This is a genomic window from Massilimicrobiota sp. mt181 (assembly GCF_055420065.1).
Genome location: NZ_JBVAYN010000002.1, coordinates 72,672 through 92,275 on the forward strand (window position 1 = coordinate 72,672; position 19,604 = coordinate 92,275).

Annotated in this window: 22 protein-coding genes; all 22 read right to left on the reverse strand. The window is 30.2% G+C overall.

Going from position 1 to position 19,604, the window contains the following annotated elements; translation table 11 throughout:
• Positions 1-71: 71 nt before the first annotated feature.
• The 22 genes from ACZYT4_RS01550 to ACZYT4_RS01655 all read right to left on the reverse strand — a co-directional run bounded on the left by ACZYT4_RS01550 (position 72) and on the right by ACZYT4_RS01655 (position 19,567).
• On the reverse strand, positions 72-713 hold the full coding sequence (locus ACZYT4_RS01550; protein ID WP_463781887.1) for a V-type ATP synthase subunit D: 642 nt from the start codon (positions 711-713) through the stop codon (positions 72-74).
• Complete coding sequence (locus ACZYT4_RS01555; RefSeq protein WP_463781888.1) at positions 706-2,154, reverse strand: V-type ATP synthase subunit B; 1,449 nt, start codon at positions 2,152-2,154, stop codon at positions 706-708. The genes ACZYT4_RS01550 and ACZYT4_RS01555 overlap by 8 nt, the downstream gene beginning before the upstream one ends.
• A 14-nt stretch (positions 2,155-2,168) precedes the next feature.
• Positions 2,169-3,920 carry a V-type ATP synthase subunit A gene (locus ACZYT4_RS01560; RefSeq protein WP_463781889.1) on the reverse strand — a complete coding sequence of 584 codons (1,752 nt, stop codon included), beginning with the start codon at positions 3,918-3,920 and terminating at the stop codon, positions 2,169-2,171.
• A 17-nt stretch (positions 3,921-3,937) separates the two neighbouring features.
• A complete protein-coding gene (locus ACZYT4_RS01565) occupies positions 3,938-4,534 on the reverse strand; it encodes a V-type ATP synthase subunit E (RefSeq protein ID WP_463781890.1) in 597 nt (198 codons plus the stop codon).
• Positions 4,535-4,546: 12 nt separating this feature from the next.
• Entirely contained in the window at positions 4,547-4,855 is a 309-nt protein-coding gene (locus ACZYT4_RS01570) for a V-type ATP synthase subunit F (RefSeq protein ID WP_087358414.1), read from the reverse strand.
• Between the two features lie 25 nt (positions 4,856-4,880).
• Complete coding sequence (locus ACZYT4_RS01575) at positions 4,881-5,306, reverse strand: ATP synthase subunit C (protein ID WP_463781891.1); 426 nt, start codon at positions 5,304-5,306, stop codon at positions 4,881-4,883.
• 27 nt (positions 5,307-5,333) lie between these two features.
• Complete coding sequence (locus tag ACZYT4_RS01580; protein WP_463781892.1) at positions 5,334-7,259, reverse strand: V-type ATP synthase subunit I; 1,926 nt, start codon at positions 7,257-7,259, stop codon at positions 5,334-5,336.
• A 15-nt stretch (positions 7,260-7,274) separates the two neighbouring features.
• On the reverse strand, positions 7,275-8,801 hold the full coding sequence (locus ACZYT4_RS01585; RefSeq protein ID WP_463781893.1) for a V-type ATP synthase subunit I: 1,527 nt from the start codon (positions 8,799-8,801) through the stop codon (positions 7,275-7,277).
• An 11-nt stretch (positions 8,802-8,812) separates the two neighbouring features.
• On the reverse strand, positions 8,813-9,850 hold the full coding sequence (locus ACZYT4_RS01590; RefSeq protein WP_463781894.1) for a V0D/AC39 family V-type ATPase subunit: 1,038 nt from the start codon (positions 9,848-9,850) through the stop codon (positions 8,813-8,815).
• Positions 9,851-9,865: 15 nt separating this feature from the next.
• The gene (locus tag ACZYT4_RS01595) at positions 9,866-10,177 is read right to left on the reverse strand and encodes a hypothetical protein (protein ID WP_463781895.1); all 312 of its coding nucleotides are present in this window, start codon (positions 10,175-10,177) and stop codon (positions 9,866-9,868) included.
• Positions 10,178-10,603: 426 nt separating this feature from the next.
• On the reverse strand, positions 10,604-10,987 hold the full coding sequence (locus ACZYT4_RS01600) for a nuclear transport factor 2 family protein (protein WP_463781896.1): 384 nt from the start codon (positions 10,985-10,987) through the stop codon (positions 10,604-10,606).
• 1 nt (position 10,988) lies between these two features.
• A complete protein-coding gene (locus ACZYT4_RS01605; RefSeq protein ID WP_463781897.1) occupies positions 10,989-11,522 on the reverse strand; it encodes a hypothetical protein in 534 nt (177 codons plus the stop codon).
• Positions 11,500-13,755 (reverse strand): hypothetical protein, encoded by a 2,256-nt coding sequence (locus ACZYT4_RS01610; protein ID WP_463781898.1) that lies wholly within the window; start codon positions 13,753-13,755, stop codon positions 11,500-11,502. The genes ACZYT4_RS01605 and ACZYT4_RS01610 overlap by 23 nt, the downstream gene beginning before the upstream one ends.
• A gap of 170 nt (positions 13,756-13,925) precedes the next feature.
• Positions 13,926-14,114 carry a hypothetical protein gene (locus ACZYT4_RS01615; protein WP_463781899.1) on the reverse strand — a complete coding sequence of 63 codons (189 nt, stop codon included), beginning with the start codon at positions 14,112-14,114 and terminating at the stop codon, positions 13,926-13,928.
• Between the two features lie 14 nt (positions 14,115-14,128).
• Positions 14,129-14,272: a hypothetical protein gene (locus tag ACZYT4_RS01620; protein WP_463781900.1), complete on the reverse strand. Its 144-nt coding sequence runs from the start codon at positions 14,270-14,272 to the stop codon at positions 14,129-14,131.
• Positions 14,273-14,386: 114 nt separating this feature from the next.
• Positions 14,387-14,620 carry a tetratricopeptide repeat protein gene (locus ACZYT4_RS01625; RefSeq protein ID WP_463781901.1) on the reverse strand — a complete coding sequence of 78 codons (234 nt, stop codon included), beginning with the start codon at positions 14,618-14,620 and terminating at the stop codon, positions 14,387-14,389.
• Positions 14,621-14,734: 114 nt separating this feature from the next.
• Positions 14,735-14,896 carry a hypothetical protein gene (locus ACZYT4_RS01630; protein ID WP_463781902.1) on the reverse strand — a complete coding sequence of 54 codons (162 nt, stop codon included), beginning with the start codon at positions 14,894-14,896 and terminating at the stop codon, positions 14,735-14,737.
• Positions 14,897-14,963: 67 nt separating this feature from the next.
• The gene (locus ACZYT4_RS01635; RefSeq protein ID WP_463781903.1) at positions 14,964-15,125 is read right to left on the reverse strand and encodes a hypothetical protein; all 162 of its coding nucleotides are present in this window, start codon (positions 15,123-15,125) and stop codon (positions 14,964-14,966) included.
• 12 nt (positions 15,126-15,137) lie between these two features.
• Positions 15,138-15,293, reverse strand: a complete 156-nt coding sequence (locus ACZYT4_RS01640) for a hypothetical protein (protein ID WP_463781904.1) — start codon at positions 15,291-15,293, stop codon at positions 15,138-15,140.
• Between the two features lie 67 nt (positions 15,294-15,360).
• The gene (locus tag ACZYT4_RS01645) at positions 15,361-15,711 is read right to left on the reverse strand and encodes a SpoVG family protein (RefSeq protein ID WP_463781905.1); all 351 of its coding nucleotides are present in this window, start codon (positions 15,709-15,711) and stop codon (positions 15,361-15,363) included.
• Positions 15,712-15,724: 13 nt separating this feature from the next.
• Complete coding sequence (locus tag ACZYT4_RS01650; RefSeq protein ID WP_463781906.1) at positions 15,725-19,135, reverse strand: CHAT domain-containing protein; 3,411 nt, start codon at positions 19,133-19,135, stop codon at positions 15,725-15,727.
• A gap of 276 nt (positions 19,136-19,411) precedes the next feature.
• Positions 19,412-19,567 carry a hypothetical protein gene (locus ACZYT4_RS01655; RefSeq protein WP_463781907.1) on the reverse strand — a complete coding sequence of 52 codons (156 nt, stop codon included), beginning with the start codon at positions 19,565-19,567 and terminating at the stop codon, positions 19,412-19,414.
• Between the last annotated feature and the right edge of the window lie 37 nt (positions 19,568-19,604).

Here is a 19,604-nt window from a genome sequence, read left to right on the forward strand (position 1 = left end):
TTTGCATCACAATATTTTCTTAATAAATTCTTAATTTTTCATAAATCATTCTACAAAAAAAGAACAAGATCTTAACGATCCTGTTCTTGTTTTAAGGCTTCTTGTTTATTCTTTTGTGTTTTGATGACTTTTTGACGAGAGAATTCTTCACGATCTTTTTCATCCAAAGATTCACTAATGAATTTCACTGTTCTTTCAAATTCTGGAATCGAAATGTTTTGTAAGGCATTCGCACGTTTTTGTGTTTTACGAATAGCGTTAGCCAAACGATAAACAGCGTTTTCTATTTCAGCCAGTTTGACAGTTAATTCTTTCACATGATAGAAACATCTATATGCATAATCCACTTTAGAGTTTGCTCTTTCAAAACCATATCCTAAACGAAGTGGTGTTTTTTCATAGCTGACCTTTGGAATCTCCACTCCCATAACACTTCGATAAGTGACACTTAATCCTTCATCAATAGGAACGGCTTCAACAATATCACTGATAATACCAAGTGACATATTGGCTTCCTGAAGTGCATAATAAGCTTTTTGATAAGAATCTGTAATATCATCTCTGATCAATTTCACATCATCTAATAAATTCATCATTTCCTTGATGAGAACATTTCTTTTTTTATCCATTAAGTCATAACCCAAATAAGCGAGTTCCAATGACTTTTTGGTAGCAATCAAATTTCCTTTTGTTGGAAAGACCTGATTAGCCATTATCCACTGCCTGTTGTAACTCTTTGATCATTGTATCTTCTTGAAGATCAAATTGAGCTACTGCCTTTTCATGATCATAGAATTGTTCTAACACCGCATTATCAATACGATCCAATTCATTTTTAGGAAGAACTGATAATAATGTCCATCCTAAATCTAATGTTTCCTCAATAGATCTGTTTGTATTGAAACCTTGGTTAAGGAAATGTTGTTCAAATAAACGTCCAAATTCCATATATTTTTTATCTACTGGAGATAATTCATCTTCACCGATAACTGATGTTAATGATTTAACATCTTGAACATGAGCATAAGCTGCAAATAACTGATTAGATACATCTGAGTGATCCTTTCTTGTATATCCTTCACCAATACCATCTTTCATCAAACGTGAAAGTGATGGTAATACACTGACAGGTGGATAAATACCCATTGAATTCAATTCAGAATCAAGTGTGATTTGTCCTTCTGTGATATATCCAGTTAAGTCAGGAACTGGGTGTGTAATATCATTGTTAGGCATTGTTAAAATTGGAATCTGAGTCACTGATCCTTTGGCTGATTTAGAAATACCAGCTCTTTCATATAATGAAGCTAAGTCAGAATATAAGTATCCTGGATAACCTTTACGTCCAGGAATTTCTCCTTTACTTGAAGAGAATTCACGTAAAGCTTCACAATAAGAAGTGACATCAGTATAGATAACTAATACATGCATATCATGTTCATAAGCTAAGTATTCAGCAGCTGTTAAAGCACAACGTGGTGTTAATGTACGTTCAATGATTGGGTCATTAGACAAATTCAAGAACATAACAACTCTTTGCATAACGCCAGCTTCTTCAAAAGAACGTCTGAAGTATTCAGCAACGTCATTTGTAACACCCATTGCTGCAAAGACAACTGCGAATCCACTACCATCATCATCTTTAACTTTAGCTTGTTTAACGATTTGGACAGCTAATTGGTTATGTGGTAAACCTGAACCTGAGAAAATTGGTAATTTCTGTCCACGAATCAAAGTTGTTAAACAGTCGATAGATGAGATACCAGTGTTAATATAGTTTCTTGGATAAACACGGGCAACTGGATTTAATGGCTGTCCATTGATATCCATAGATTTTTCTGCATAGATTTCTCCTAATCCATCAATTGGTTTTCCTGCTCCAGAGAAGACACGTCCTAAGATTTCCTTAGAAACAGGAAGTTCCATTGGATGTCCTAGTAATCTTGTTTTTGTATTAGCTAGAGATAAAGAGTTTGTTCCTTCAAATACCTGAACAACAACTTTTTCTCCTTCAATCTGGACAATACGTCCTAAACGAGTTGAACCATCTTTTAATTGCAATTCGACCATTTCGTCATATGAAGCATCCTTAACATGATCTAATACGACTAATGAACCATTAATTTCGCTCAACCCTACATATTGTAGACTCATAACCTTTTCCTCCTTTAGTCAATAGATGCAACTGCTTCATCAATTTCTTTATAATAATCATCAAATAAAGCCAAATTATTGTTAGGAACATCATATTTCATTTTGACAACTCTATCAAAAATACCAGTTTCCAAAATTAAACGAATTGGTTTTCCAGCATTAACAACTTCTCTTCCACGTTTATATAAGTATAAGATAACTTCCATCATCTTTAACTGTTTTTCAAGTGGTACATAAGTATCATCTGGATGGAATGCATTTTGTTGTAAGTAACCAACACGTACTAATTTTGCAACTTCAATGACTAATTTCTGATCATCTGGTAAAACATCAGAACCCATCAATTTGACAATTTCATTTAATTTTGTTTCTTCAGCTAAAATACTTTGTAATTCCTGACGATCTCTTAAGAATTTTGGATCAACATTTTTATTGAACCATCTTTCAAGATCAGGGATGTATTCACTATAGCTTTGATTCCAGTTAATCGCAAAATAGTGACGGGCATAAGCCAAGGCTTTATCCAATGCCCAGAATGTACGCACGAAACGTTTTGTATTTTGAGTTACTGGTTCAGAGAAGTCAGAACCTTGTGGTGATACGGCACCGATAATTGTGACTGAACCTTTTGTTCCATTTAAGTTATTCATATATCCAGCACGTTCATAGAATTGTGATAAACGTGATGGTAAGTATGCTGGGAATCCTTCTTCAGCAGGCATTTCTTCCAAACGTCCAGAAATTTCACGTAACGCTTCTGCCCAACGAGAAGTTGAATCTGCCATGATAGCAACATGATATCCCATATCACGATAATATTCAGCAAGTGTGACTCCTGTATAAATAGAAGCTTCACGAGCTGCTACTGGCATGTTAGATGTATTGGCAATCAATACAGTTCTATCAGTTAATGGTTTGTTAGATTTAGGGTCAATCAATTCTCTAAATTCTTCAAGAACCTGAGTCATTTCGTTACCACGTTCTCCACAACCAACATAAACGATAATATCAGCATCGCACCATTTTGCTAACTGGTGCTGAGTCATTGTTTTTCCAGTACCGAATCCTCCAGGAATCGCAGCTGTTCCACCCTTAGCAATTGGGAACAATGTATCAATAACACGTTGCCCAGTCACAAGTGGCATAGAAATTGGTAAACGTTTTGAAACTGGTCTCGCCTGTTTGATTGGCCATTTTTGTGTTAATGTACATTCCACAACTTGACCTTCATCAGTTTCAATTTTCATCACAACATCATCAATTTTATATTGACCAGATGGAGCAACTTCAATGACTTTTCCACTTGTATATGGAGAAACCATACATTTATGAGTAATCAGATCAGTTTCAGGGATAGTGGCATAAATGTCTCCCCCTTTAACCTGATCTCCAACTTTTGCTACCATTGTGACATCCCATAATTTATTTTTATCTAATGGGTCAACATGGCTACCTGTTGGAATAAACGCACCAGATTCTTTGGCAATTTCTTCTAGTGGTCTTTCGATACCATCAAAAATATTTCTTAAGATACCAGGGCCTAAAGTTACAGAAATAGGTTGTCCTGTTCCATAAACTGGTTCTCCTGGTTTTAATCCTGTTGTTGTTTCATAAACCTGAATTGTTGTTAATTCTTTCTTGATGGAAATAACTTCTCCAATCAATCTCGCATTACCAACATATACCATTTCCAACATAGAAAAGGCATCTGTATCTTTCACTGTAACAACGGGACCATTGATTGAATAAATTACATTTTCATTCACACTCATACCTCCCGTTTCTATCTAATAATTAATCCAGAATTTTTATTAAACCATTCTTTTTGATTATTTAAAGCAAAATCTAATGTTTCATCAACAACTAAAGATGATGCTTTATTTTCAAGAATAAATCCACCAATTGTAATGTCATCACTTGCTTGAACATCAATATCTGATCCAAAAGCTTTGATTAAATCAGCTTTGATAGCCAAATCATCTTGTGAAACATACATTGTAGATTGCTGATCTTTAAAATCATCAGCAACTTTCTTGATTTTTGCTTCCATAAAAGGTAAATAATCATCACTTTTCACAAAAGCTTTTAATTCTTCACGTGCTTTATCAAAGATATTTTTGACATATTCATCTCTTTTTTCAATTAATTTCTTTGTTCTTTCAATATGACTTTCAGAAATTTCAGCAGAAGCGTTAGAACTCATTTCTTCTTCTTCCTGTTTCAATTTTAAATCAGCATCTTTTTTAGCTTCAACTTTCATAGATTCATAAGCTTCATCTTCAAGAGCTTTGACTTCATTTAAAATTGCCTGTTCTTCGCTTTTTGCCTGTCTTTCAATTTCATCTTTCATATAGAGAAATACTTGATCAATATTTTGCATAATCTATCTCTCCTATAATTTCACTCCAATAGCTTCAGATACATAACCGTCAATTGTTTCACCAATTTTTGAATTTCCATGACGGTCAGGTATTTCTGTAATGAGTGGTTTTTGTTGTTTTAATTTAATCTCAGATATAATATCTGGACACATATCAACTAATTTTGTAGTCACAAGGATAATCGCAATAGATGAGTCTTTCATTTTTGATTGTAAGACTTCAAGAAAATCTTTTCTCGTATGCACAACGACCCCTTCAATGCCTACAAGTCTTAGTCCCATTAATGTATCAATATTATCGCTGATTAAGAAAAATTTCATATAATCAGACCTTTCTTATAAAAAATTATAAAGCGTTGATAATTAAGATTGAAATTAATAATCCGTAAATAGCAACCCCTTCACCTAAGGCAACGAAAATCAATGCTTTACCGAAGTTGTTATCATTTTCAGAGAAAGCTCCAATAGCTGCAGGAGCAGCAGCGGCAACGGCAATACCTGCACCTAATGCAGAACATCCAGTAGCTAAAGCAGCAGCGATGAATCCTAAACCTTGAGCTAAAGTTCCAGTGATAGAAGCAGCATCAGCGGCAAATGCAGATCCCATTGATAAACATAAAGTTAAAGCAACAGCTCCAAAGAATCCTCCAACATGAGTCATTAAACGCCATTTTGCGCTTTCTTTGCTGACTTTAGAAGTAAACATTTTCACTAATGGTAAAGATAATAAAACAACAGCAATAGCAGGTAAAATAAACATAACTAAATTCATAATTCTTTTCCTCCAAATATTTCTTTTTTATTTTTCTTTAATTGATTGAAAAGGTGTTCCTTTTCCTTCATAGTAACGTGAGAACATTTCATAGAACTCTAAACGTAAAACCTGGATACCAACAATCATACCTTCTAGACACATAACAAAGATATTTCCAATGATGGCAACTAAAATATATCCAAAATTAATAATTCCAGGTCCTCCGGCAACCATTTCAGCCAATGTATAAACAACCATCATCATTCCGGCATGTGATAAAACGAATCCACCAACACGTAAGAATGACATTGTATTGGCAATAAATGTTAACATAACTTCAAATAATTCAAAGAAGGCTTCTGTAAAGAATGCTCCAAAACCATGTGGGAACATCTTTTCTCCTTCAAGTTTATGACATAATGGTTCTTTTAAGAAGATCATCACGACTGGCATTGCAATTAATAATGCGATGTAAAGTGGACCACCTAATGGTAAATGTAATCCAACAAGCATATTCGCAACTAATAATAAAACTGAAACATAGAACACAAGTCCAGCAACACCATTTTGTGAGAATAACATTTCTCCCCAATGTTTCTTCTTAAGATTTAAGAAAATATTGAATGCGATAGAAATAATGATTAAGACAACCCCTGTCGCGATGGCAGCCATTAATAATGTCATTGTATTTTCTGATTCCATTGGTAAGAACATTGGTTCCATAAAGTGTTCAAACAATGCTTCACTACCAAAGATAGAACCAAAGACAAATCCAAAGATTGTACTTGAAATACCTAAACGCATTCCGACTGCACCTAATTGCATACCTTTCCATTTGTAGAAGAAGTATCCAACTAATGATAAAACAATCCCTTGTCCAACATCACCAAACATCATACCAAATAGGAATGTGTAAGTAATGGCAACTAAATTTGTTGGATCAAAATCTGTATAAGATGGCACACCATACATTTCTACGAACATTCTAAATGGTCTAGAGAACCAGTTGTTCTTAAGTTTTGTAGGTGGTGTCAAACGTGAATCGCCCATTGCTGGACCAATATCCACTTCAACGTCATCTAATTTTTCAAAATCTGCTTTAATCTGTTTTGCATCTTTTTCTTCAGCGAATCCATAAACTGCAGCATTTTTACCAAAAACGACAACGTATTTTTGAGCATCATATGTTTCATTCAATTTTTTTGAAATCGAATAAATATGATTCATTTCATCAATATTTTCATTGAATAAATTCTCAATTCTTTGATCAAGAACTTGAATATATTGTTTTGCTGTTTCATCTTCTTCTTTTAAGACCTCTAAGGCTTCATTAGGTTTTCCATGAACGAATTCTGGAATATGAATACGTTCAAAATATAATGAAGAGAAGATGTTATCAATTTCAGGCGCATGATCAGCTGTTGAAATATAACTACAATAAGTTTCTTTTGTTCCTTTATGTAAAACTTTAAATAAGAATTTCTGTTCTCCATAATATTTCAACTTATCTAAATTCACAGTTGGTAAACGTCCAAAACGAATCTGTAAATATTTACAAGAGAATAATCTATCAAAATCAATATTGGCATCAATCATATGCTCTAATTGAGCAATTGTTGCCTCATTCTCTTGAATCATGTTTAATAAATCTTCTTTAACTTTTTCAATTTGTGATGCTTTTTCTAATACATTACAGAAGAATGTATCTGCCTGGATAATATTCATACGTACATTATCCACATCATCACATTTTAATTGAAGATGATATTTCTCCCCTGCTTCTTCCATTCTTGCGATTAAATCAGCATAAGGATTTTCACGATTTAAAACTGATAACCCTTGGACTGAATCGGCAAATTTCGAAGCTGGTTCGGGATGAAAATTATCAAGGTTAATCAGCTTTAATAAAACAGCATCATATTGCTGTGCTGGAAATTCAATTTCCAGAAGCTTTAATTTTGCTATTGCCATATATTTCTCCCTTCCTTATCCTGCTTTCTTTTTTAAAATTGATTTTGCCAAAACAAACACAAGGCAAGCAACAATCACAATAGCAAATGGCATGATTGGTACATTGAGATGTGCTTCATAAACACAACCAAAATAAACCAAAATCGCATAAACAATAATCAGACCACAAATACCTTTCATGGAAAGGACTTTTTCAACTGCTGAACTTTGAAGATACATTTTCTTAAATGCACCAATTGTAAATGTTCCAGCAATCAAAAGAAGTATACCATCAATTAATTTATAAACTGTTGATAGTGGTAATGCTATTGCTGGGTAAAGATGAAATGTATAGAAAACATCTCCATATATGAACCCACCTAGCAGTGCTGCTATACCAAGCGAAAGAAATAATTGACCCATTTTTTTCTTTCTCATAAGAAGTCCAAGCAATGCTAAGACTGCTCCAACTCCTAAGTCCCCCAAAAAGATAATAAAGACAACATAATAAAGTGCTGCAATAGCAATTGTGGTATCAATCATATCTGATTGTTTCACTTTACTAAGCACTTCAAACGGTTTGACAATTTTTGCATTATGCACAACAGTTGGCGCGATAATTTCCTGATGATCTAAAATATCAGCAGGTAATTCCTGATATTCAACAGTTTTTAAAGACTTTAACATATCTTTAAATTCTGTGACCATACGCTTAGGAATAAATCCATAAATGGCACATTTGCTTTGATAATCCACAACAAAGACTTTAAATGATTCTATTCTTTGTAAGAATAATGCTGTTGAATATAATTTCAACAAATCAACTTTATGTGTTTCTCTTAAAATTGTCATTTTCTGATCCATGCGTAGAATGTATTCTTCCATAGCATGAACTTCGTCTTCTAATTCCTTCTTTGCATCATCAATCTTTCCATGTACAAATGAAGGAAGTACTATTTCTTCAAATCCTAACGCTTTAAAAATATTGTCGATTTCTAACAACAAATTGTTTGTTACTATATAACAACAATATACATAATGACGATCTTCACCTAATTTATTAAAGATAAATGGTCGTCCTTCATAATATTGAATTCTATCAAGATTTTGTCTATGAAAACGTCCAAATCTCACTTTGACATATTGGCAATCCAATAACTGATCAAGATTAACATTACTTAATGTTAGTCTCTTTAAAATTTCCAGTGTTTTTTCGTTCTCATCTTTTTCTTCAATCAACTGATCTTGAACATCTTTGATTTTCTTGATTTCAGCTTCTAAATCACTTAAGTAAGCATTTGTACGATCAAACTGAAGTGTTCTATCATAAGCTAAATCATTACTCAAATCCAACTTCATATCAGATGCAACCTGAATCAAACGATCCAATAATTTTGTATAAGCATTATCTTCTGCTAATGCATGTACCCCTTTGACATTATTGACAATCTTTGAAGCAGGCTGAGGATAAAAGTACTTGGAATCTTTTAATGTAAATAAGACTTGATCGAGTTCAGTACGATCAAATGTCATATTTAACAATATCATTTCTTCTATAGCCATATCTTGTCCCCCTAATAGATCAGCATCGTCTCAATCTGACTTGGTGCTTCTCCATATCTTAAACCTTCAATAATATGTTTAAGATTATCAATTTCTATTTGAAATACAATTTTATATGTCATGTAAACCAATGCACTATCTGTTGAAAATCTCATAAAACGTCTTGCTAAATTGTATCTGATCTTTTCTGTATAATATTCAATATATACAAATTCATGATCATCAATATAAAGCTTATAAGGTGACTCAGCTAATTTTTTCAAAAATTCGCTGGCATCCTTTGTTTCAATGAGTTCAAACATTACACTTTTTGGAATACGGCTATATTCCATAAATAGTGTTTCTCTAATTTGATCTGGTGTTGCATTAAAGTATTTCTTTAGACGATATATCTTTGTAATATTCTGTAACTCTATAGATGTATTGATCATTGTTAATAAATCTTTACGTTTTTTTCCTTTATACAGCTTATTAACGACATCAACATACTCCGCATAATAAATATGCTTTAATTCCAACTCTAACATATTGGAATCAAATCTTTCATCTTCTTTAGGTTTATATTTCAATAATGGTTGATAATACTTTGTTCCTTTTAACAGCAACAACAAACTATCATAATCATTAAGAGCTAGTAAACCATATAAATCAAAGCTCGCATATTTATTCAAATAATCAGGAATTTCAATCTCATAACCTGTGTAATAATCAGAAACAATCAATCTTGCTTTTGTTAAAATCAATTGAATTTCTAATTCCATAACACCTAAGCGATAAAATTCTAATTCCTTTTTTGAAGAAAATCTCATCAAACGATCCAGTCTTAAGAAAATTTCTTTATTTAATAAAGTTTCTAACTGACCACGATGAACATTCACTTCTTTTAAATCAGCTAATATACCACTATAAGCTGTCTCACTTTTCAAATAAGCAACTAAATCATTAATGCTTCTTCTTTTCAAAAGCTCATCATAATTTTGCTGAGTCAGTCTACGTGAATACATAGAACGTGCTTTCGCAAGAATCGCATTTGATGAAAAAGAACTCATACGCTCACCTCTTCTCTATATTTCTTTACAACGATTAACAATGGTAGAAACCCACTCATCTTTATTCTTTTCGTAAAGACTAGAGAGCTGATTCAGTGATTCTTTGTACTCTTGTTCATTTTTGACTTTTGTTTCTTGAATCTTTGCTTCTAATTCTTTCTTATGTGCATCAACTTTGACTTGATATTCCTTCACAAAAGAATCATAGATTTCTTTCTTTTTCGCATTCATATTGGCTTGAACATCTTGCTTTTTCTTTTTAGCTTCTTCAACCCTTTTTGAACACTCTAAATCTATTGAAACAATATCATCAATAATTTTGTCCAAAATAATCCCTCCTCACTTTAATCATTTTATTCTCACATAGTTTACTCCTATTTTTTTAACATTTCAAGCAAAACTATACTTTGTGAAAAATAATAAAATTTGTCTTATTTTTATTATTTTTTTTCTTTATAAAAAAAGCCTTTTCAATTTCAATCATTCAACATATTTTAGTCGCTTATAAACAGTATTTTTTACATTAAACATTAGAATTTCATCATATAAAGAAAGTCACTATCTACTCAAAATAAGAATAAATGATTTTTCATTTTCGAATTAAAAAGTCACTATATTCTATTTCATAAAAAAAACATGTGTGTTGTTCATAAATATGAGCATCGCACATGTATTGTTTCCATTTCTATGACTATCCTATAAATTTTTCAATTCTATATCATTATCACATATTTCATAAAAATATATCCTTTTTTAAGCTTTAGAATAATGAACATGTAATAATTTCCATTGTTGATTTTCTTTGATCATGACTTGTGTTTCTATGCCTTGAATGCCATAAGCTTCCTGTGTTTCTCTGAGTAGACACTTTGTCTGATATTCAAAAATCACAATGGCCATCGTTTCATGAATGTGATGAACTGTTATATTTTGAGTCAAAAGTTCAATATCCAGATACTTCTTTTGAATTCTATCTATTAAAAAATCCTGATAAATACTTTCAACACCACAAAAGACCTGAGCCACTGAAATCATGGTGCAATCATCACGCTTTGCCCATAATGCATAAAAGTCTTCTTTCTTTTGTGTATGGATAACTTCCTTATAACGTTCCACAACTTGTAATATCTCTTCCATATCAAATTCCTTTCTTCACTATAATCAGCTCAAATTCATCATCTTCATCAATATTATTAAATATAATATATCCTTCTCCACCTTCTTCAATGATTTCATCTGGTAAAACCTTCTGATTATCCTTAACAAGCATAAACGAATAAGAATCAAGAAGTGAAGGATGGACATATAAATCTAATTCATGATCCTGATAACCTATCCCAATTTGATTGAGATCAACATCTTCTCCTCTAGCAAATGACATTCTATAGGTTGAAACATAAAACGTCTTTTCTATCTGATCCTGAACCATTATTTTTAATTTCTCTAATTTATTTTCAATAATATCACTTATACAAATAGTCTGTGGTTTTAAGAAAGCGTCAGGAACTCCTATAAGATTCAATTCTCTTTGTACAACGATTTGATATTGAGGATTTTTTTCAATAATTGAAGCATATTCTTCAATCATTTGTCTTTGATCAGGGGTTGGTAAAAAAGCCGTCAAAGCTTTGACATAATCATCAATATCTTCAAGCGTTAATGTCTGCTTCATTTTTCTCCACCTCCATATTAATATTTTCAATAACTTTTAACCAATGATTACTTACCAATATATCCATATAAATATTTTTTATTTGATAAACATGAAAAATAAAACGACTGATATTATGTGGTGTATCTGAATTACCAAAAGCTAATTTATATAGATCTTTGTCATTATAAAATGATTGAATATCTTGCTGTAATATATCTAGATAATCTTCAATATTTGATTTTATCTTTTCATCCCATACATCTTTAAAATACGGACTTTCATCAAGCATTGGCACATAATTATACTTTAAATAATGAAAAGTATAGCTATATAATTGACGTATATATTCTTCTTTGCTTGGTGCCTGTTTTAATTTCTCTTGAATAAGTTCTTTAAAAGCTTTTTGTGTGAGTTTTCTTTCGTCATCATGATTTCCTATATTCACAAGTTTTATACAATAAATCAGATAATTCAAATGCCATAACTGACCTTTTAAAACACGTATGATTTCCATCTTTTTTTCTTTTTTCTGACTTTTATCTTTTATCGTTTCATATTCACTTTTTAATTGACAATATTTTTGAGAAGTCAACTCTTCATAAAAATCATGTATGAATGTCAACATATAATAACTATTCATGGCATCTAAACTCTCAATATCTTTTCCTTCCATTTTTTCGATAATAGATTTATTCATAAAACTCAATGTTTTTAAATAATGATTTTCAAATGAAAAAGGAATATTTTGTAAATGATCTTCCTCACTTTGTTTGATGAGATGTAAATGTTTCTTTACAAAACCAGCATATTCTTTATATAACTGCATAACATATTTTGATTTGATACCTTTGCTTGCAAAAAAGTCTTTCAAGTTATCATCCCATTGATTTTTAGATTTCTTTGAACCTGTTATCTGTTCAAAATTTCCTACATCATTAACTGTAATATTTTTATTGTCACTGAATTGATTTTCAATATTTTGTAAATTGCCAGCAGAAGATTCACTATATTCTAAATCTCCACCTTGAAAATCACTATACTTGACATCACCTTCATCATGATCTTCATCTGATACCATTGTATTATTTTTTTCTTCATCATGTTCGATTTTTAATTTTTTATTACGTATACAATAATAAAATGATGTATTCACAAAAGCAGTTAATGATTGATTGAATTTCGATGCAGCTTTTTTCTTCTCACCTTTCCAATGTCTTGAATCATAATCAAGATACAAATCATACCCATAACCCAATGACATTTCTTGAATAAGGTTTTCAGGTAAATAATCAAGTTTTGATTGAAATGATCTATTCAATCGACATTGATATATGATTTTTATGTAAAATACACGGAAGATATACAAGTACAGCTGATAAAAATATTCATAAACCTGTTTTGCACTCAGATGTCCATAAGATTGAAAAACAAGATATTTTTTTGAACGATCTGTTGCACGTTTAGAAGTATATAAAGGACAGTTTGTAATATAAGGGGTCACTGCATTTAAAAAGGCTGTATCGTTTTTATAAATATGATTTTTTGATCCTGGCGTATCTCTAATTTTCACTAACGAATAATACTTCAATTTTAAATCAGATTGGTAGGTTATCATTTGATCAAAGTCTTCTTCTAACTGAGCGATAGAAATCAAACCAATTTTATGAATATATTCTTCAAATGTCATTGTTTTATCTATTTTGATATCACGAGGAAAATCTGCAAAGACCATTTTTCTTAATAAATGAAAAGGAAGTTTTGGATTTTTTTTAGTTTCTTCTTTATTTTCCTCATCAACAGGGGGATTGGGATTAACATTTAATTCTACCTGTTTTGGTATAAAGATTTGACATTGATCGTCTAATAAACGATTAAACTTATGTTCTTTTGGAAATTTGACAAAGGCTTCAGGTGTTATACAAAAACACCCTCCTTTTTGAAAAATATTGACATATTCTTTTTGATTAATGCAAACAAGATAAGGAGACAATTCATTTCTTAAGTAAAATAAACGAATAAAGTTTTCAAAGAACTCTTTGATATGCACTGGGTCATCAAAATAACTTGCATTCTGATTTTCTAAAGCCCACTCTATATATTCTATAGTCTTTTGAATATCTTCTTCGATCTGCTTAGGATTAATAACGATTTCATCAATATCATAATCTGAATTCAATAAAGGTTTTATATAAAATAAACCAATGGGTTCCTCTTGTTTTTTTTGAATTCTCTTGTTGTCTTTTTGCTTCATGATTTATGACATTTATACATACTATAAATGCCCTTTCACCTCCTTATATACTATAAAATATTTTAGCATATCATCAAATAAAATACGATATAATCAGAAAAAGTGACATAACTTGTTAATCATTTTGAGAAGAAATTATGCCACTTTATCTTATGAAATCTCAAAATATTTTATAATAACTTCCAAATGATAACTAATAACAATCCAATAATCTCTATAACGAGAAAAGCCACCTGTGTTAACTGTCGATTTGCCATATTATCAATACTCTCTAATAAATATTGAATCAATGCATTTTGTTCTAGTTCTTCATTTTTTATAACCATACGTTTGATTTCTTCATATCTTTCTTCATTCATCTTCAAGATCTCCTTTAATAAAAAATGGCATATACACAAATGAGCATTAAGAAGACTGTATTAAAAACAACATATCTTAAATAAATAGATTGTTCCTTCGCTAATTCATCAACTAATTCTTGAATAAGTTCTTGCTCATTTATTATCACTTGTTCCATTAAGTTAATCCTCCTCGCATCTGCGTTTAAGCAAGAATTTTAATTCTTGTTCAGCTTTTTCTTGCTCTTCTATCTTTTTTTTGAAATACGTATCGTAACAATACTCTAAATCTCTCATATCATTCCACATAAAGAATAGGCCTCTCTATTGATTCTTAAAGCTTTCTCATAATCCATTTTTTTCTCATAAGAATCTCCATTTAAAAGAAAATCTAATCCACTTTTATCTCCTTTTTCATATTCCTGTTTTACAAAATCGAAACATTGTTGAAGTATTTCTAAAGCATTTTCATAATTTTTTTCAGCATAATATTTTCGAGCTTGTTTCATTTCGTCATATAAATCCATTTTATCAACCTCCATTTGTTTAAAAGTGTATTTTGAGAGATATTCCTAAGCCTTTTTATAAAAAGACTTAGGAATTTTTGTCATTCATGAAATAATCATGTATGACTTTTCATGTTAATCATTGGGCATAAAATGAGAACAATAATGATTTGGACCGACTCTTTTATCATCAATAATACAGCGATAAGCATCTCTAAAATATGCATAACGTGTACAATACTGACAGACTTTATCACTATCTGATAATAAACAATCTTGATATTTCACTTTACACATAACTTTCTTCCTCCCTTCACTTATTAAGATAAATACATATAAAAATTCCCATTTTTCTTATCATTTTCTATACAAAAGGAAATGGTTCATTACAATACGCATAAGGTGATACTTTTTTACCATCAATTCTGCAATAATAATTTCCTCCTTTACAATAAGAATTTATACAATCTTTACATCTTCCATGCTCAGACCAAAATAAACAATCACTACATTTCACTTTCTTCATTTCATCTCTCCTTTAACCTTTAAAACGATAACAATAACCATTTGGAGTCACAATTTTATCATCAATATCACAACGATATACATCTCTAAAGTATGAATAGTGATCACAATATTGACAAACTTTATCACTTGACCATAATGAACAGTCCTGACATTTCACTTTACACATAACTTTTTCCCTCCTTTCACTTATTAAGATAAAAACAAATAAAAAATCCCATTTTTATTGGGATTCCTTATTTCACTTCATTTTCAATTTCAAAATCATCTGGTACCTGTTCTAATAATGGAACATTTTCATATTGCGATACAAAATTAATGACATCATTTTCTGATTCATATACTTTTTTTGTACAAGCTAATAGAATTTGTTCCAATACTGTTCTAAATTCCTGATTGATAGGATGACAGACGTCTACCCATTCTCCATTTTTCTTCTGAAATGATGGCATAGCTATAAATGTTTTATCGTCTCCTTCAATAACTTTTATATCATGTATCACAAAAACATGATCAAACACAATACTAGCTAAAGCTTTCAATCTTGTTTCATTGTTCATCTTTTTAATACGTATATTTGTAATCATTTGATTTCACTCCTTATTCTATTTTTCCTTGAATGATAAAACCATTCCAGTCTTCTTTATCTTTTTCATTTCTTAAAAGATATCCTTTTTCTAAACATAAATGCAAATAGCTTTCCAAATGTCGTTTTATAAATCTATATGATTTTGGATAGACATTTGACACATATTCTGGAAATTCATTGACGTAGATTTGTAATTCTTTTAAAGCATGACTATCATCTCTTAAGTATTCCTTTGTTTCCAGAAATGACTGATAGACATTATTATTTTCATGATACTTTTGATAAAATATTTTCATAAAAATAGCAGCATTATGATCATTAATTTTTTCTACTGTAATCAACATTGTTTTCACACCGGCAAGTTCAAACGCTCTTCTTAAGCCATAGATACCCTCTCCTGGCAATACATCTCCTTTCGCAGTTAAACATGCTGATAATACTAGTAAGTTTGTATCCTTTAAATTCATATCTTTTTGAATATCATTCGCTGATACATAACCATTTTTATATTCTTCTTTATGATTTGTCTGATTATAACCTGCCAGACATAATCTTCCTCTTTCCATGATATTCTGTTCATTTTCCAGATACTCTCCATGTGTAGACACATGCAAAACAGATGGACTCTTAACATTTAAAAATGCAGTTGCGTTGGCTTTCTTCCCACTATAAATTTTAGCATCTGGAAATATATTTTGAATATAATGTCCTTCTACGAGACTACCAGGAAGTGATGATTTCTTTCCTTCACCTCTTGACTGATTAAAACCATCATCATCTAATGAATCATTAAAATCTGGTGATACAAATGATATGATATCATGATTTGTATGACTATTTCCTTCATAAAACAATCCTTTTGGTGAAGAAAGATAACTGATGTCTTTATCAATGAATCTTTCAAAAGAAACATGATATAAATCTCCATCCGGACATATATAGATATGCTGGATATGATCTAAATGATTTTTAACTTTATCTAATCCATAATGATTTTCTTTTTCAACAATAAAACTTTGAAAAACATTTTTACCAATCATAATTAATCCATACTGTTGATTAAGAAGTAAAAAATAATCTAAAATAATTTCATTTCCTTTAAGTTTTTGTTGAATCATAGAAGAATCAATATCTAAAAATAATTGATGTTGATATTTTTGAGTTATAAATTCAAGATGTTCAAGTACATAACCTCTTTTCTTTTCTATATCCACAAAATCTTCTTCAGTTGCATTTTTTATCTGATTTTCCAATTCACGCAACTGATTTACATTTTGGTAATATGCAGGCATATTTTGTAATTGAAATTTATACATTTCAATATCTTGAACAATATTCTTATAGACAGCAATATAGCTATAATCTTCTAAACTTCCTCCCTGATTAAAATAATATGATTGATAAAACTGCACTAAAATTATCAAAGACTGTAAAAACTCTTTATAAGAACTTTCATCTAATAAACAATGTTGATAGATTTGTTTTTTCATATCTTTAAAAAAACGTTTGGCATACACTTCAAAATGACTATAATCATTGATTTTATGATATGACAAAGCTAATTGTGCTAAACAAAGAAGTGTATGAATATGTTCAGAACCTAAAACCTGACAATATGATTGATAGGCCTCATTATATAGCTGATTTGCTTTCATTGGATCACAAGAATCATAAGCTTGAGCATTCATATGTAAAACATCTATCGTTTCAGGATAAAGTGATCCTTTTGTCTGTTTTAATTGCTCGTAGTACTGTTCTAACAAATGAATCGTTTGAGAAGATTGTTTTTGATTTTGTGACATAGAAGACATAAATGGCAAAATCATTTGTATAATTTGAGAGAACTGGCTAGAATCCTTATTTTTTAAATGTTCTTCTATCTGATTATAAAGCTGAAAAGCTTGATTTTCATTTTCTTTTATCCCTTTTGTTTTAGCAATCATAATATTGATCACATACATATTTATCAAAGATTCTAAAGCATCATCACTGTTCTCACCAAAAACTTCTTTTTGTAAAGTATAACATTTTTCATACTTATTTAATGCTTCTTCATAGTTAGCTAACTGAAGATAAAGTTGTGCTAACATACTTAAAGTATGAATAAATGTTTCATCTTTTTCACCAAATATCTTTTTTTCTAATTCATAAGCTTTTAAACAATATGGCAATGCTTTTTCATAATGTCCTGCATCATTATTGAATTGTGCGAGCTGATTTAAACTTTTTAATGTATCAATATGAGATTCACCCAATACCTTTTTTTTAAAAACATAGCATTTTTCTTCTAATTCTATAGATTTTAAATATTGGTTATTTAAATCATATAAATAACTTAAATCATGAAGTGTTTCTAATGTTTTTGAATCCTTATACCCATATTTCTTTTCTTTAAGATGATATAACTTTTCCTGATAATAAATTGCTTTTTCTATATCATGATTCTTAATCATAAAACGTATATAGTTTTGTAGTAAATCTAAACACTGAACACATGTTTCACCGTAGGCTTCTTTCATTTGTCTATAAGCCTTTTCAGCTATCTCTAATCCTTTTTTATATTCACCCATTCGATAGTATAAGATACATAAGTCACTTAAAGTGATTAGTGTATGAACATGTGTTTCTCCTAAAGTCTCTTTTCTTATTTGATAGACTTTAAAAAAAACTTCTTTTGCTTTTGAATATTCTTTCATATCCAAATAAAGTTTACCTAAATCAGAGTAAGTAGATAAAGTTTCACTATTTTGATCTCCATAATCTCTTTTTAGTATACGATAACATTCTTCTAAAATATGCAAAGCTTCCTGATTATATCCTAATTGATGACCAATAACACCTAATTCATGAAAACTTTTTAATGTATCTATATCTGTTTCACCTAAAGTACTTTTTTGCATATGATAAGTATCTTGAATGATATCAAATGCTTTTCGATAATCTCCAATATCATTGTAGGCAAGCCCAAGACTATACAAATACAGTAACGTATCTCTATTTTTCATTCCATAATATGTTTTAGACAATTCATAACATTGCTTAAACATCTCTAATGATTTTTGATAATCAGAAACATCCTGATATGATAAACCAAGATTATAACAAATAATAATAAATTCTGGACGACTATGATCTAAAATATCTTTTAAATGATTATAAACTTCTAAAGCTGCATCCAATGCATGAGAATAATCTCCTACATCTGCGTAAGTTCGTCCTAAATTATTCAGACAAATAAAAGTTTCTATGGCATGTTTCCCATAAAGCTCATATGCCATTTCATAGCATTTTTTATGCAATTGTAATGCCTGAGAATATTTCATTTCTTGTTTATAAAGATTAGCTTGTTGATCATATGCAACAATCTTATCCTCATAAAACTGTTTTCTTAATTTCATTTTGCTTTTATTAAAGAAATTCATTTTGTCACCCTGCCCTTATCTTCTATAATTTTTTATTACAGAAGAATTCTTGTACAGCTATATTATTATCAATATTGCTTAACTATTTTATTAAAACTAATATTTCACTATATATATTTATTATAATGATTGATCAGAAAATAATAAACAAGAACATCCATCCTCTTTTATTTTTTAACATAGGAATCAAAAGATAACTCCATAAAATATCTTCGTTATCTTTTGATTCAACCTTTATTAATGATATTTTGATATCACTTTATACTTGTCTTTCCTTTAACTTTTAAAAGGATAACAATAACCATTTGGGCTTACTCTTTGATTATCAATATCACAACGATAAGCATCATTAAAATATATATAATGACTACAATATTGACATGCCTTATCACTTGCCCATAACGAACAGTCCTGACATTTAACCTTACTCATAACTTTTTCCTCTTTTCACATTTTAAGAAATCCTCAT

Coding starts and splice junctions, on each gene's coding strand:
- ACZYT4_RS01570 (WP_087358414.1), bottom strand. CDS start 4,855: ATGAAATTTTTCTTAATCAGCGATAATATTGATACATTAATGGGACTA.
- ACZYT4_RS01635 (WP_463781903.1), bottom strand. CDS start 15,125: ATGAAGAAAGTGAAATGTAGTGATTGTTTATTTTGGTCTGAGCATGGA.
- ACZYT4_RS01655 (WP_463781907.1), bottom strand. CDS start 19,567: ATGAGTAAGGTTAAATGTCAGGACTGTTCGTTATGGGCAAGTGATAAG.
- ACZYT4_RS01550 (WP_463781887.1), bottom strand. CDS start 713: ATGGCTAATCAGGTCTTTCCAACAAAAGGAAATTTGATTGCTACCAAA.
- ACZYT4_RS01565 (WP_463781890.1), bottom strand. CDS start 4,534: ATGCAAAATATTGATCAAGTATTTCTCTATATGAAAGATGAAATTGAA.
- ACZYT4_RS01630 (WP_463781902.1), bottom strand. CDS start 14,896: ATGTGTAAAGTGAAATATCAAGATTGTTTATTATCAGATAGTGATAAA.
- ACZYT4_RS01650 (WP_463781906.1), bottom strand. CDS start 19,135: ATGAATTTCTTTAATAAAAGCAAAATGAAATTAAGAAAACAGTTTTAT.
- ACZYT4_RS01640 (WP_463781904.1), bottom strand. CDS start 15,293: ATGTGTAAAGTGAAATGTCAGGACTGTTCATTATGGTCAAGTGATAAA.
- ACZYT4_RS01645 (WP_463781905.1), bottom strand. CDS start 15,711: ATGATTACAAATATACGTATTAAAAAGATGAACAATGAAACAAGATTG.
- ACZYT4_RS01555 (WP_463781888.1), bottom strand. CDS start 2,154: ATGAGTCTACAATATGTAGGGTTGAGCGAAATTAATGGTTCATTAGTC.
- ACZYT4_RS01600 (WP_463781896.1), bottom strand. CDS start 10,987: ATGGAAGAGATATTACAAGTTGTGGAACGTTATAAGGAAGTTATCCAT.
- ACZYT4_RS01610 (WP_463781898.1), bottom strand. CDS start 13,755: ATGAAGCAAAAAGACAACAAGAGAATTCAAAAAAAACAAGAGGAACCC.
- ACZYT4_RS01575 (WP_463781891.1), bottom strand. CDS start 5,306: ATGAATTTAGTTATGTTTATTTTACCTGCTATTGCTGTTGTTTTATTA.
- ACZYT4_RS01605 (WP_463781897.1), bottom strand. CDS start 11,522: ATGAAGCAGACATTAACGCTTGAAGATATTGATGATTATGTCAAAGCT.
- ACZYT4_RS01615 (WP_463781899.1), bottom strand. CDS start 14,114: ATGAATGAAGAAAGATATGAAGAAATCAAACGTATGGTTATAAAAAAT.
- ACZYT4_RS01585 (WP_463781893.1), bottom strand. CDS start 8,801: ATGGCTATAGAAGAAATGATATTGTTAAATATGACATTTGATCGTACT.
- ACZYT4_RS01580 (WP_463781892.1), bottom strand. CDS start 7,259: ATGGCAATAGCAAAATTAAAGCTTCTGGAAATTGAATTTCCAGCACAG.
- ACZYT4_RS01620 (WP_463781900.1), bottom strand. CDS start 14,272: ATGGAACAAGTGATAATAAATGAGCAAGAACTTATTCAAGAATTAGTT.
- ACZYT4_RS01625 (WP_463781901.1), bottom strand. CDS start 14,620: ATGGATTTATATGACGAAATGAAACAAGCTCGAAAATATTATGCTGAA.
- ACZYT4_RS01590 (WP_463781894.1), bottom strand. CDS start 9,850: ATGAGTTCTTTTTCATCAAATGCGATTCTTGCGAAAGCACGTTCTATG.